This window comes from Kitasatospora sp. NPDC004272, from assembly GCF_053603035.1.
The window spans coordinates 1-13,232 of the sequence record NZ_JBSGET010000186.1; the positions used below are offsets into that span (position 1 = coordinate 1).

Consider the following 13,232-nt stretch of genomic DNA (forward strand, 5'->3'; position numbering starts at 1 on the left):
GCCCGACGCACCCGGTTTTCCCAGCACCCCGGCGCCGCCCGGCCGCATGCCCCGGCGGCTGCTCGCCGGCGCCGTGCTCACCTTCACCCTGGCGCTGTGGCTGTGGAGCGGCACGACCCTGCGGATCGCCAACGACCTGTCGGCCGGCTCCACCGACGGCAACCTGCTCGGCGCACGGTTCGCCACGGCGGCGGAGACGGCCTCCCGCCAACTCCCGCCGGTACTGGGCGCGGCGCTGGTCGCCGCGCTCGCCGTGGCGCTGTTCCCCGGCCAGGTCGGCCGGCGGATCCTGCTGCTCGCCCACGCCGGCGCGCTGGTGGTCGGCACCGGCGGCTGGGGGCCGCCGATGACCGTGCTGCGCACCCCGCCCTGGCTGGCCGACCGGGTCCAGGTGTTCGGCAGCGGCGCCGGCCACTGGTCGGGCTGGGTGATCGTCGCCGCGATCCCGCTGACCGTCTCGCTCAGCCGGCGGGTCGTCGTCCCGCAGCTCGCCGCCGCCCACCGCACCTCCCACGGCGGCCACCAGGCCCCCACTGTCGGGACCCCCGCCCGCTGGCGCCACGGCCGCCGCGAGCAGGCCGCGTTCGCGCTCGCCGCGACGCTCGCCCTGACCGCACTGCTGTGGGCCGCCGTCGAAGTCCGCCTCGCCGTCCACCTCCCGCCGCCCGGCCCCCGCCCGGACGGCGCCGCCTACCAGGCCGACTTCCTGCCGCTGCTCACCGCCTGCTCCGCCCTGGCCGCCCTGGCCGGCGCCGCCGCCGCCCGCCGCGCCTTCAGCTGGCTCGCCGCCGGCACCCTGCTCCTCGGCGCCTGGCCGCCCCCGCTGGGCCCGCTGGAAGCCGCCCGGATTCCCGTCCTCGCCCCCTGGTTCCGCGCCCTCGCCGACACCTGGGGCCAGCAGGCCTTCTGGGCCGCGCTGCTGCTGGCGCTCCCGTTCGCGTGCTACGCGGGACGCTTCGCACTGCGGCGGACCTGCGGATGAGCGCGGGGCTGCGGATGAGCGCGCCGGGAGCCGCGCCGGGGCTGCGGATGAGCGCGCCGGGAGCCGTGGTAGGACTGCGGGGGAGCGCGCCCGCAGCCGGGCCGGGACTGCGGGGGAGCGTGCCCGCAGCCGGGCCCGGCCGGGCCGACGCCCCGTCCGACCCCACCGGGAGGCGTCCGTGACGGCCGGTCACCGGGAGCTGCTCGACCGGGGACGCGCGCACCTCACGGCGTACGAGGCCGACGGAGAACCCGGCCGACTCGACGCCGCACTGGAGGCGCTGACGGCCGGCTACGCGCGGCTGGCCCAGGACGGCGGGTCCGACCCCGCGGCCGACCCCGCCGAATTCGCCGAGGCACGGGCCCTGCTCGGGTTGGCCCACGCGATGCGGCACTGGCAGCTGCGCGAGCAGCCCGACCACCCGGAGGACCCCGCCCTGCAGGCCGCCGCGCTCGGCGAACGGGCCGAGGCCACCGACCTGTTGGGCCTGGCCGTCAACTGGCTCGACCCCGCTGCGGCGGACCGCACGACCACCGCGGACCGTACGACCGCTGCGGTGGACGGTACGACTGCCGTCGCGGACGGTACGGCCACCGCGGATCGCACGGCCGCCGCCGCCCACCTGGGGCTGCTCCTGCACGCCCGGCACGAGGACACCAAGGCCGACCGCCCCGACCCCGCGGCCCGGCCGGACGACCTGGACCGGTCGATCAGCGCGCTGCGCACCGCGCTCGGCCACCGCCCCGCTCACCGGGCCGAGCCCGACCACCTCGACCCGGACACCCACGTCCTGCTGGCCGGCACCCTCGGCTGCGCCCTCGCCGACCACTGCGACCACACCCCCGGAACAGCCGCACTGCGCGCCGCCACCGCCCAGCTCGAATACGCCCTGGACCTCCAGAGCGACCTCCGGACGCAGCTCGCACTCGAAGTGCGCGAACGCCTCGCCGTCCTGCTGCTCGACCACCCCGACACCCCGGATCAGCTCGACTGCGCCGTCGAGCAGCTCGAACACGTCGCCGCCGACAGCGACCCGGACGACCCGCTGCGGCTGCGCGCCGCCCTCCGGCTGGCCGACCTCTACGGCGAACGCGCCACCGCCGACCGGGCCCGGCCCGAGGACCAGGACCGCCGGATCGACCGGCTGCGCGACCTGCGCCGACTGCTGCCCGCCGACGACCCGTACGGCGCCACCGCCCGCTGGCTGCTCGCCAACCAACTGACCCCGCGCGGGCTGCAGGACGCCCGGATCGGCCCGCCGGCCCTCGAAGCCGAGGACGCCCTGCGGGAGAACCTCGCCGCACTGACCGCCGACGACCCGCTGCGCCCGCCCTGCCACGCCGTGCTCGGCTCGCTGCTCACCGCCCTCAACCAGCGCGACCCGCTCTCCCACCCGATCGCGGACGGCGTCCACCACCTGGAGACCGCGGTGCGGACCATGGCCGAGCTGGACCACGGCATCCGCCGCGCCGACATCGCCAACCAGCTCGCCCACGCCCGACTGGTGGCCGGACAGTACGGCACCGACCAGGGCGAGGTCGACGGCACCATCGAGCTGCTGCGGGGCATCCAGCACGACCCCAGCGAGACCGCCGGCTTCAGCCAGCACGTGCACGCCTCGCTCGGCTCCGCGTTCGGCCACCGCTTCACCCTGAGCAACTCGCCGCAGGACCTGGACGCGGCGATCCGCCACCAGACCGAGGCGTTCCGCGCGGCCGGCCCCGACGACCTCAACCGCGTCGTCTACCTGCAGAACCTCGCCACCAGCCTGCACCAGCGCTACCAGGCCGGCGGCGACAAACAGGACCTGGACGCGGCGCTGCGCTACTACGACGAGGTGCTCGCGCACGCCGCCGCGCAACCCGCCGAGGGCCTCGCCGACCTGCTGCGGGCCGACCTCCCCGCGCTGCGCCGCTACCGGCTGATGCTCGCCTTCCAGCTCGCGCTGACCGTCCGGGACACCGCGACGATGGGCCGGGTGGTCGATGAACTCGAATCCCTCACCGGAGAGTTGGCCGCCGACGACCCGCTGCGCGACCTCGCCCTCGGCGACTTCGGCGCGGCCATGCTGATCCACGCCATGACCACCGGCCGCGGCGAGCCCGCCATCCGGGCGATCGGCATCATGGTGCAGGCCGCCGACCGCACCCCCGCCGGCAACCTCTACAAGCCGCTGCTCACCATGCGCGCCGCCGGCGCGCTCACCATGCTCGCCGTGGAACCGGGCTACTCCGAACACCGGGCCCGGGCCGCCCTCGACTACCTCGACCGCTTCCTGGCCGACACCGACCCCGACAGCCTGGAGGGCATCCGCGGCGCCCTGATGCGGTCCGCCCTGCTGCGGGTCCGCTACCAGCACGGCCACCGACCCGCCGACGGCGCCGAGGCGATCGCCTCCGCGACCGCCGTCCGCGACCGCATCCGCCACGGCGCCCCCACCGAGGTCCTCGCCACCGTCAGCGGCCTGCTCGCCGACCTCCACCGCGAACGCCTCGCCCCCGGCGACCGGGCCGCCGGCCGCGACCTCGGCCTCGCCGGCCTCCGCGAGACGGCTGCCGCCGCACTCCTCCAGGCCACCGCCGACCACGCCCTCACGGTCGCCCGCAACACCGCCGCGCGGGCCCTGCGGATCGCGCGCTGGTGCCTGGACGACCACCAACTCGGTCAGGAGCCGGGCGAGCCGGGCGAGCACCGACAGACCTCGCGGGGCGGTGAGCCGGGCGAGCAGCGGGGGTCGTCGCCGCGGTCGGGTGAGCTGGTGGAGGGGCGGGGGTCGTCGCCGCGGCCGGGCGAGCTGGTGGAGGGGCGGGGGTCGTCGCCGCGGCCGGGCGAGCCGGGGCAGCAGCGGCAGACCCCGCCGGTCAGTGAGCCGGCGCAGCCGCAGAGCGCGCTGCGCGGTGCCGTGGAGGCTCTGGAGCTCGGGCGCGGGCTGGTGCTGCACGCCTCCACCGCCACCACCGACGTCCCCGACCAACTGCGGGCGGCCGGACACCACGACCTCGCCGCCGCCTGGCAGGCCGGCCCGCCCCCGTCGGACGGCGGTGCGGCCGCGGGGACGATCGGGCTGGAACCCGGCAGCCTGCTGGCCGAGCTGCCCGACGGCGCGCTCGTTCCGATGCCGGACGACCTCCGCCGCCGCGCGCTGACCGCGCTGGCCGCCGCCCCCGGCGGACCGGGGCCCGCCACGCCGCCGTCCGTCGAGGAGGTCGGCGCCGCGCTCCGGGCCGCGGGCGCGCACGCCCTCGCCTACCTGCTGCCGCCCGGTGGCGGGCGCAACGGCGAGGCCGTCCTGGTCACCGCCGACGGGTGGGTCGAGCTCCAGCCGCTCACGCTGGTCCGGGCCGGGTCGCTGACCGCCGTCACCGCGTACCGCGACGCCCACCGCGCCCGGCAGGCCACCCTGACCCTGCCCGGCCGCCACCCCGAACGCCGGGCCGCCCGCCACCGCTGGCGGGCCGCCCTCGCCGAACTCTGCGACTGGGCCGGCACCGCCGTCCTGCGGCCGCTGCTGCGCCACCCGGCGCTGCGCACCGACGGGACGCCGCCCAGGCTGGTGCTGGTGCCGTTCGGCGAGTTCGGGCGCGTCCCGTGGCACGCCGGGCTGCTGCACAGCGGACTGCGTGACGGCAGCCGCCCGGTGCGGGCCGCGGAACGGGTGGTGCTCTCCTACGCCGCGTCGGCCCGGCAGTTCTGCCAGACCGCCGCGCGCGAGCGGCTCCCGCTCGACCGGCACCCGGTGATCGTCGGCGACCCGGCCCGCAACCTGCCGGGCGCCGAGATCGAGGCCGAGTACCTGCACGCCGACCACTACCCGGACGGCACCCTGCTCGGATACGTCACGGGCGCGCGGGGCCCGGGCACCCCCGCCGAAGTGCTCGCCGCGCTGCCCGCCCCCGGCCGGGCCGGCGCCTCGGTGCTCCACCTCGCCTGCCACGCCCGCCCGCTCGGCCGCTCCCCGCTCGAAGCCCACCTGGAACTCGCCCCCGCCCCCGACGGGCCCCCCGACAGCGGACGGCTCCCGGTCGCCGACATCCTCCGCCAGGCCCAGGGCCGCCCGCCCGCCGCGCCCGGCGGCCTGGTCGTCCTCGACGCCTGCGTCAGCGACCACAGCGACGACGACCTCGACGAGGCGCTCACCCTCTCCACCGCGTTCCTGGCCGCCGGCGCCACCGGCGTGATCGGCTCCCGCTGGGAGGTCCAGGACGACCAGGTCGGCCTGCTGATGTACGTCCTGCACGGCCGCCTCCGCCTCGGCGATCCCCCCGCCGAAGCCCTCCGCGCCACCCAGCTCTGGGCCCTCGACCCCGACCGCCGCCTCCCGGCCGGCACCCCCGACGAACTCGCCGACGCCGCAACCGGCCTGGACGCCCTGGAAGCCTGGGCCGCCTTCGGCTACCAGGGCCGTTGACGGCGGTTCGCCGCGCCGCCGCTCCGCACGCTCCCGCTCCGCAGCCCGCTGCTCCGTACGCTCCCGCTCCGCACCCCCCTGCTCCGCGCCCTCTCGGAAGGACGTCAGATGGACGCCGCCGCTCTCGCCGCCGTCATCGCCGCCGTGGTCGGCGTGCTCGGCACCCTCGCCTCCGCCCTGCTCACCCAGCGCCGCAGCGACGCCGCCCGCCGCGAGGAGCGCGAGCTCGCCGAGCGCAGTCGGCGGGCCGACCGCGAGGAGGCGCGAAACACCGCGGCGCGGACCGAGCTGCGGGCCTGCTACGTCGCGCTCAACACCGCCGCCCGCCAGTACCTCACCGCGCTCAACGACCACGCGCACGCGCTGCGCCGGGAGCAGCCGAGCAGCACCGCCGAGACCGCCGCCGTGGAGGCCGCCCGCACCGAGTACCGGCAGCGGTACGCCGAGGCGCAGATGACCGTCCCCGACGCGGTGCTCGCCGAAATCTCCCGCGCCAACCGCCGGCTCGGCGCGCTGTACGGCGCGCTGGCCCGGAACGCCCACGGCACCGCCCGCCCCGGCGACGACCTCGCGTCCTGCTTCGCAGCCGTCGACGCCGCCTGGGACGGACTCGCCGTGCTGCGCCACGCCATGCGCGCCGACCTCGGCATCACCGAGGCGGCGGACGGGGCCGACCCGGCCGAGGACTGATGTCCGCCGCCCCCGTCCGCGCCCGCGCCCCCGTCCGCGCGGTGCGGGGGCGGTGAGAGCGGTGGGGGCGGTGGGGCCGGCGTGGTCGGCGGGGGCCGTGGAACGGCCGTCGACCGGTACGGACACCACCGGCACGGGCTCGGACATCGGCACCTCCGGGGCCGGTCGCGGTCAAGGGCGCGGGTCACGCTACTGGTGCGCGGCACCCGAACGGGGGAGGCGGGCGGCGCCGGATGCGCGCGCCGCAGGAAAGCGACGACCGGTCGATGGCGGGGTCGACCGATCGGCTGATGGGGCGTCAACCGATCGGCACGCCAGCGGTAGCCGATCGTTCGGTGAGCGGGTCGCGGGGCCGGGGCACACTTCCGACAGCAGGATGCAGAAGGTGCGTACGGTGCGGATCGGGCACCGGTGACGAAAGGGGACCGCCATGCGCGAGGCGCGCGGGGCAGACGAGGTGCGCGCGGGGAGCGAACCGTCCGGGTCGGGCGGTCTGCAAGCGCTGCTGGACCGACGGGTCGCGGACGGGACGGTGCCGGGGGCGGTCGCCCTGGTCGCCCGTCCGGGGCAGGTCGAGACGGCTGCCGCGGGCGAGCTGGGCCGGGGTTCGCCGGTGCGGATCGCCTCGGTGGGGAAGCCCGTCACGGCCGCGGCCGTGCTCCAACTGGTCGACGACGGGGTGCTCGACCTGGACGCCCCGGTCGAGCGCTGGCTGCCGGAGCTGGCCGACCGGCGGGTGGTGCGGACGCCGCGCGCCCCGGTGACGGACACCGTCCCGGCCGACCGGCCCGTCACGGTGCGGGACGTCCTGGAGTCGCGGGCCGGCTACGGCTTCCCGGCGGACTTCAGCCTGCCCGCGCTGGCCCCGCTGTTCACGGAGCTGGGGCAGGGGCCGCCGCAGCCGCAGCGGTTCGCCCCGCCCGACGAGTGGGCGGCCGCCCTGGCGGAGGTCCCGATGCTCCACCAGCCCGGTGCGGCCTGGCTGTACAACACCTGCTCCGACATCCAGGGCGTCCTGGTCGCCCGGGCGACCGGCCAGCCGCTCGCCCAGGTGCTGGAGGAGCGGCTGTTCGACCCGCTGGGCATGCCCGACACGGCCTTCCACGCGCCACCGGACCGCCTCAGCCCGCTCTACCGCCCGAACCCGGACGGCACGCTGACGGTGGCCGACCCACCGGACGGCCAGTGGAGCACCCCGCCCCCGTTCCCGTCCGGGGCCGGCGGCCTGGTGTCCACGCTCGACGACGTGTTCACCTTCCTGCGGATGCTGCGCTCCGGCGGCCGCGCCGAGGACGGGCGGCGGGTGCTCTCGCTGGGCGCGGTGCGGTTGATGACCACCGATCACCTGACGGAGCGCCAGCGGGCGGACAGCGAACTCTTCCTGGAGGGGCAGGGCTGGGGCTACGGCGGCTCGGTGGACGTGACCCGGCGGGATCCGTGGAACGTGCCGGGCCGCTACGGCTGGGTCGGCGGCACCGGCACCGCCGCCCACGTGGTGCGCTCGACCGGGCTGGTGACGGTGCTGCTCACCCAGCGGGAGCTGACGGGCCCCACCCCGCCCCCGCTGATGCGGGAGTTCTGGCGCTACGCGGCGGACGGCTGAGTGTCCGCCGGGGCGGCGGGAGCGCCAGGGGCGGTCGGGTCGATGGCCGCGCCGATGGCCGTCCCGGGGGCGGCCAGGCGGTAGCTCGACCCGTCCCGGGTCCGGGTCAGCAGCGGGGCCTCGACCAGGTAGCGACGGAGCATGGAGGTGTCGGAGTGGACGGTGAGCAGCGCCTCGTTGACCTCCCGCTCGGTGTACGAGCGCTCGGGGTCGAAGAGGGTGTGCGCGAGGTACTGGAGCAGGGCGGTGCGGCGGGCCGGCCGGCGCGGGACCGAGGTCAGACGGCCGTCGGTGAAGAACGCGGAGAGGTCGGCCGGTGGTTCGTGAGCAGACATGACAGGCAGCCTGTCAGGGCGTTCGGTGCGGGACAACCTGTTTACCGGGCGGGGTGTCGGCCCGACGGGTCGGGCCGACACCCCGCAGGAGGGGAGGAAGGCATGCGGACGGGACGATCGGGGCCCGGTCGTTCGTGGCTCGGTCGTTCGAGGCCGGGTCGTTCGTGGCGGCGCCTGGTGATGGTGCGGGGCCGGGCGGTGGTGCGGGCGCTGTCGGTGCTCCGCCCCGGTCGGGGCCCGCGCCCGCGGTCAGACCAGGCCGAACCAGCCGAGTACGGTCCGCACCAGCAGGACGGTGGACATCAGGGCCACTCCGACGACCACCGCGGTCGCGGCGATCCGGTAGCGCGGGCCGTTCGCGGCGGCGCCGAGCAGGGAACGCCGGTTGGTCAGCACCAGCAGGTACACCAGCACGACCGGACTGATCAGTCCCTGGAGCACCTGGGTGCCGATCAGCAGCCGGATGACGTCGACCGGGGTCAGCGCCACGACCGCGCCCAGGGCGATCTGCGCGGTGAACACGCCGAGGAACAGCGGGGCGTCCCGGAACCGCCGGGAGACCGAGCGCTCCACCCCGGCGGCCTCACCGATCGCGTAGCTGGCCGACAGCGGCACCACGGCCCCGGCGAGGGCCGAGGCACCGAGCAGCCCGAAGGCGAACAGCAGCTCCGCCCCGGGCCCGGCCACCGGCTCCAGCGCCCGGGCGGCCTCGGCGGCGGACCGCAGCGGCCCGGTGCCGCCGATCGCCGAGGCGGTGGCGACGATGATGGTCAGGCTGATCACGCAGGCGAACACCGCGCCGAGCACGGCGTCCGCCCGGATCAGCTTGTAGTCCTCCGGCTTCGCGCCCCGGTCCACGACGCCGGCCGCCGCGTAGAACTGCATGTACGGGCTGACGGTCGTGCCGATCAGCGCGACGGCCAGCAGGACGAAGTCACCGGACGGCTCCAGGTGCGGCACCGCGAGGTTCCGGCCGACCTCGCCCCAGTGCGGGTGCCCGAGCACCATGGCGACCGGGTAGGAGAAGAACGCCAGCGACATCACCAGGAAGATCCGCTCCGCCCACCGGTAGGAGCCGAACAGCACCAGCGCCCACAGCAGCGCGGCGGCGGGCGGCACCACGGCCCACTTCGGGACGCCCAGCAGTTCGAACGCCGCGCCGATCCCGGCGAACTCGCTGACCACCAGACCGGTGTTCGCCAGCAGCAGGCAGCCGACGGCCAGCGCGGTCAGCCGGAGGCTGAACTGCTCGCGGATCAGCGCCCCGAGTCCCTTGCCGGTGTGCGCGCCGAGCCGGACGGCCATCTCCTGGACCATCACCAGGGCGATGGTCACCAGCACCATGAAGAACAGCGTGCCGTAGGCGTACTGGGAGCCGGCCGAGGCGTAGGTGGCGATCCCGGCCGCGTCGTTCCCGGCGTTGGCGGCGACCAGACCGGGGCCGGCGACCATCGCCACCGCGGCGATCCGGCGCAGCCCGCGGCGCCGGGGCGGAACCGGGGGCCCGGCCGCCGCCCCGGACGCACCGGGACCGGCCTGGACCGGGAGGGAGGCGACGGGCAGCGCGGGAGCGGCTGCGGGGACGGCGGGGGAAGCGGACGCGGAGGGAGCCGCGGAGTCGGCCGGGCCGAAGTTCGTGCGGGCGTTCACTGGAGGAACCTCCGGAAGTGCAGGCGCCCGCGCTCGGGCAGCAGGGCGTCGAGGATGTCGTCGGCGAGGATCCGGCCCAGCGGTCGGCCGCCCTCGTCGACCACCAGGAGGGAGGACTTGCGGGCGGCCACCAGACGGTCGGCGGCCTCGGCCAGCCTGGTGTCGGGGGAGAGCGCGACGGGCGGCCCGAACTGGGCGAGCCAGGTCACCAGATCGGCGACGGGAGCGCTGTCCTCGGCCACCGCCAGGTCGAACAGCGGAACGTCGGCGACGAGCCGGCCGGCGGCGTCCAGCACCACGACGGCGTCGATCTCGGTGCGGTGCTCGGCCTGCCCGGCCAGCTCGGCGCGGACCTCGGCCACGGTCTGCCCCAGCCCGGCCGTGACCAGACGGGTCGTCATGGCGCCGCCTGCGGTGCCCTCCCGGTGCGCGAGCAGGCCGCGCAGCTCGGCGGCCCCCTCGCTGGGCATCCGGTCCAGCAGGGTCTCCCGCTCGCGCGGCTGGAGGTCGCGCAGCGCGTCGGCGGCCTCGTCGGGTTCCATCTCGTCGACCAGCCGGGCGGCGTGCTCCGGCCGGGTCTCGCGCAGCAGGTTCTCCAGCTCGGCGGGTTCCATCTCCTCCAGCGCGTCGGCCGCCTGCTCGGGCTCCAACCAGCCCAGCAGCTGCTGCCGTTCGCTGCGGCCGAGGTCCTCCAGGATGTCGGCCAGGTCGGCCGGGCGGAGCCGGTGGAGCGCCGACCGGGAGGCCCGCAGCCGGACTTCGGCCGGTCCCTCGGTGGCCTGCTCGCCGAACGGGGCGACCGACTGCCAGTCCAGGACCCGCTCCGGGGTCGGCCTGGCCTGCCAGCGGCGCGGTCCGAGCCGGCGCAGCAGGGTCGGCAGCGACACGTCCACCCCGACCAGCACCGCCCGGTCGGCCAGCGGTGCGAAGTACAGGTCGGCGGCCCGGGTGACCTGGACGCCGTCCACGTCGACGAGTTGGTGGTCCAGCACGTCGCGGGCCAGCAGTACTTCGCCGGGGCGGCGCTGGAAGTCCCGCAGGTCCACCCGGGACGCCCGGAGCCGGACGTGCCCGGCGCCGAGCCGCCCGACGGCGTCGGAGGGCAGGAACGCCCGGCGGCGCCCGATCCGCAGGATCAGGCCGGTCACCGGCGGGTACGGGTCCGGACCGTACAGCCGGGCGACCACGTCGGCCAGCCGGCCGACCTCGGCACCGGCCTGGTTGGTGACCGGGGCCCCGATCAGCCCGGCCAGCGAGACGAGGGAGGAGCGCACCGCGCGGCCGGCGGTGGCCCGGTGGTCGAGGTTGACCCGGCGGTCGCGCAGCCGGGCCGTGGTCGAACTGAACAGTGTATTGGTGGCCATCAGGGAACACCTCCTCTGCCCCGGCAGGGCGGGGCCGACGGGCGGTTCACGGCAGTTCGGCTCCCCCGCACTCCCGCACTCCCGTGCTCCGGCCGATCGGACGTCCTGACCGGGCACCCACGGCCGGTACCCCGAACGCCCCCGACAGGCGGGCCCGCGGCGGGCACCTCCGTGCTGGCGGCCAGGCGGGCGCGGCGGAGCGGCGCGGCGGACGGTGGACTCCGGTGGGGCAGCGGCCGGTTCGGCGAATCCGGTCAGCCGGGTCACCCGGCCACCCGGGCGGTCGGGGCCGGTGCCGGCCAGCGGGTGACGACCGCTGCTCGGGACGGCTCCGGTGTGCCGCTCGGAGTGGGCGCGACGGGCGGGGCAGGACGGCGGTCGACGGTTCGGTCGCGCGGCAGGAGGCCGACCCGACGGACCGCCGGTACCGCCCGGCCCGCCGGTACCGGCGGAGAACGGGATCAGTGGAGGAGGAACTGCCTCGAACCGCGGAACAACGGCGAGGACGAAACGGCAAGGGGCTGACTGTGCCCCGGACTACTGCTGTCCATCTCGCCTCCTCCCGGTCCTGGCCGGAGAGTTCGACTCGCGGCCGCGCGGCAGGCGACCGGGCCGTGACGGCCCGGCACACCCCAACTCGTCAGAGCTTTGGCACTCCACGGCGTGTCCCCGGCAGTGGGGAAGCCACTTGGGGTCACCCCTTGGGCCGGGGAGACCTGTCCTGATCCGGAGCGTCTCTCGACGGGTGGGATCAGTGGCCTGTGTCCGTGAAGACGCCTCACCGAACGAGGTGTCTTGTCGTTGCGCGACCAGGATAGGGCCCCGGTACCCCCGGAGCCCCGTCCTTGACCAGGGTTTGACCGCTCGACCACCTTCCGGCCCGGCAGGCCCCCGGCACCGGGCGGCCCCCAGCGGGGCGCGCAACGGCGGACGGGTTGTGGCCGAACCGCAACGCGCCGGGTGGCGTGGTCGTGAACGGCAGTTGGCGATGATGACCGGCACGGAAGACGGGGGAGGACCATGGACGGTGGGACGGACCGCAGCAGGTACGTGGACCTGCTGCGCGCGGGGGCGATCGTGCTGGTGGTGCTCGGCCACTGGCTGATCACCGCACTGGTGCGGCGGCCCGACGGGGAGCTGACCGCGCCCGAACTGATGGTGGCCGTGCCGTGGACGCAGTGGCTCACGCTGGGCTTCCAGATCATGCCGGTGTTCTTCCTGGCCGGGGGCTACGCGGCGGCCGGTTCCTGGGACCGCTGCCGGGCCGGAGGCGGTGGCGCGGCGGCCTGGATCCGCGGCCGGGCCCTGCGGCTGCTGCTGCCCACCGCCGCCTACCTGGTGCCGGCACTGGGCGGCCTGGCGGCCGCGGCGGCCTCCGGGGCCGATCCGGCACTGCTCGGCATGATCGGGTGGGCGCTGGCGATGCAGTTCTGGTTCCTGCCGGTGTACCTGGCGATCAGCGCGCTGACGCCCTGGCTGGCCGCACTGCACCGGCGCTGGGGCCTGGGCTCGGTCGCGACCCTCGCCACCGCCGGGGCGGCGCTGGACCTGCTGGTGCTCGGCGCGGACACCGGCTGGGCGGACCGGGTCGGCCTGCTGAACTACCTGCTGGTGTGGGCCGTCGCCTACCAACTCGGCTTCGCCTGGCGGGAGGGCGGGCTGACGGCCCGTCCGGCGTTCGGCGCGGCCCTGGCCGCGGGCGGGGCCGCCGGGTACGCCGCGCTGGTCGGGTTCGGGCCGTTCCCGGTCAGCCTGGTCCTGGTCAGTGGCGAGGACGTCTCGAACACCGATCCGCCGTCGCTGGCGATGCTGGCCTGGCTGTTCGCCCAGTGCGGCCTGTGCCTGCTGCTGGCCCCGCACGCCGAACGCGTCCTGAACGCCCGGCGGGGCCCGGCCCGGCTGACCGCCCTGCTCGGCCGGGCCAGCATGTCGCTGTACCTCTGGCACATGGTGCCCGTGCTGGTGGCCGGTGCCGTGTTCTACCTCACCGACCTGGCTCCCGAACCGGAGGTCGGCTCGGCCGCCTGGTGGGTCTGGCGTCCGGCCTGGGTGCTGGTGCTGGCGGTGCTGCTCGCCGCGCTGCTGGCCGCGCTCCGTCCGGTCGACGGCCTGCTGCTGCGTGATCCGCTGGGTGTTCCAGACCAACGCCGGGGCCGAGCTGCCCTGGCACCTGGCCGGCGGCGATCAGCAGGTCCTCGCC

At 76.5% G+C, this 13,232-nt stretch carries 8 protein-coding genes and 1 riboswitch; of the genes, 5 read left to right on the forward strand and 3 right to left on the reverse strand.

What is annotated here, in order from left to right; all coding sequences use genetic code 11:
• The 4 genes from ACWEO5_RS35145 to ACWEO5_RS35160 all read left to right on the forward strand — a co-directional run.
• The coding region (locus ACWEO5_RS35145) for a hypothetical protein (RefSeq protein WP_452166176.1) at nucleotides 1-982 on the forward strand (982 nt) is incomplete at its 5' end.
• Between the two features lie 178 nt (nucleotides 983-1,160).
• On the forward strand, nucleotides 1,161-5,390 hold the full coding sequence (locus tag ACWEO5_RS35150) for a CHAT domain-containing protein (protein WP_452166177.1): 4,230 nt from the start codon (nucleotides 1,161-1,163) through the stop codon (nucleotides 5,388-5,390).
• A gap of 108 nt (nucleotides 5,391-5,498) precedes the next feature.
• Nucleotides 5,499-6,080: a hypothetical protein gene (locus tag ACWEO5_RS35155; RefSeq protein ID WP_452166178.1), complete on the forward strand. Its 582-nt coding sequence runs from the start codon at nucleotides 5,499-5,501 to the stop codon at nucleotides 6,078-6,080.
• A 430-nt stretch (nucleotides 6,081-6,510) separates the two neighbouring features.
• Nucleotides 6,511-7,683: a serine hydrolase domain-containing protein gene (locus ACWEO5_RS35160; RefSeq protein ID WP_452166179.1), complete on the forward strand. Its 1,173-nt coding sequence runs from the start codon at nucleotides 6,511-6,513 to the stop codon at nucleotides 7,681-7,683.
• Here the strand turns inward: ACWEO5_RS35160 and ACWEO5_RS35165 are convergent.
• The 3 genes from ACWEO5_RS35165 to ACWEO5_RS35175 all read right to left on the reverse strand — a co-directional run bounded on the left by ACWEO5_RS35165 (nucleotide 7,665) and on the right by ACWEO5_RS35175 (nucleotide 11,032).
• Complete coding sequence (locus tag ACWEO5_RS35165; RefSeq protein WP_452166180.1) at nucleotides 7,665-8,018, reverse strand: DUF2087 domain-containing protein; 354 nt, start codon at nucleotides 8,016-8,018, stop codon at nucleotides 7,665-7,667. The two genes, ACWEO5_RS35160 and ACWEO5_RS35165, sit on opposite strands and share 19 nt — an antisense overlap.
• Nucleotides 8,019-8,267: 249 nt before the next feature.
• Entirely contained in the window at nucleotides 8,268-9,668 is a 1,401-nt protein-coding gene (locus ACWEO5_RS35170; protein ID WP_452166181.1) for an NRAMP family divalent metal transporter, read from the reverse strand.
• Nucleotides 9,665-11,032, reverse strand: a complete 1,368-nt coding sequence (locus ACWEO5_RS35175; protein WP_452166182.1) for a magnesium transporter MgtE N-terminal domain-containing protein — start codon at nucleotides 11,030-11,032, stop codon at nucleotides 9,665-9,667. Before ACWEO5_RS35175 ends, ACWEO5_RS35170 begins: the two co-directional genes overlap by 4 nt.
• Nucleotides 11,033-11,656: 624 nt before the next feature.
• A riboswitch (M-box (ykoK) riboswitch) is annotated at nucleotides 11,657-11,829 on the reverse strand.
• Nucleotides 11,830-12,052: 223 nt separating this feature from the next.
• Between ACWEO5_RS35175 and ACWEO5_RS35180 the strand changes: the two genes are divergently transcribed.
• Nucleotides 12,053-13,232, forward strand: a 1,180-nt coding sequence (locus tag ACWEO5_RS35180; RefSeq protein WP_452166183.1) for an acyltransferase family protein, incomplete at its 3' end; no start/stop codon positions are given.

What these genes read in the sequence shown, in the direction of transcription:
- ACWEO5_RS35165 (WP_452166180.1), bottom strand. Translation starts at nt 8,018, where the DNA reads ATGTCTGCTCACGAACCACCGGCCGACCTCTCCGCGTTCTTCACCGAC.
- ACWEO5_RS35155 (WP_452166178.1), top strand. Translation starts at nt 5,499, where the DNA reads ATGGACGCCGCCGCTCTCGCCGCCGTCATCGCCGCCGTGGTCGGCGTG.
- ACWEO5_RS35175 (WP_452166182.1), bottom strand. Translation starts at nt 11,032, where the DNA reads ATGGCCACCAATACACTGTTCAGTTCGACCACGGCCCGGCTGCGCGAC.
- ACWEO5_RS35160 (WP_452166179.1), top strand. Translation starts at nt 6,511, where the DNA reads ATGCGCGAGGCGCGCGGGGCAGACGAGGTGCGCGCGGGGAGCGAACCG.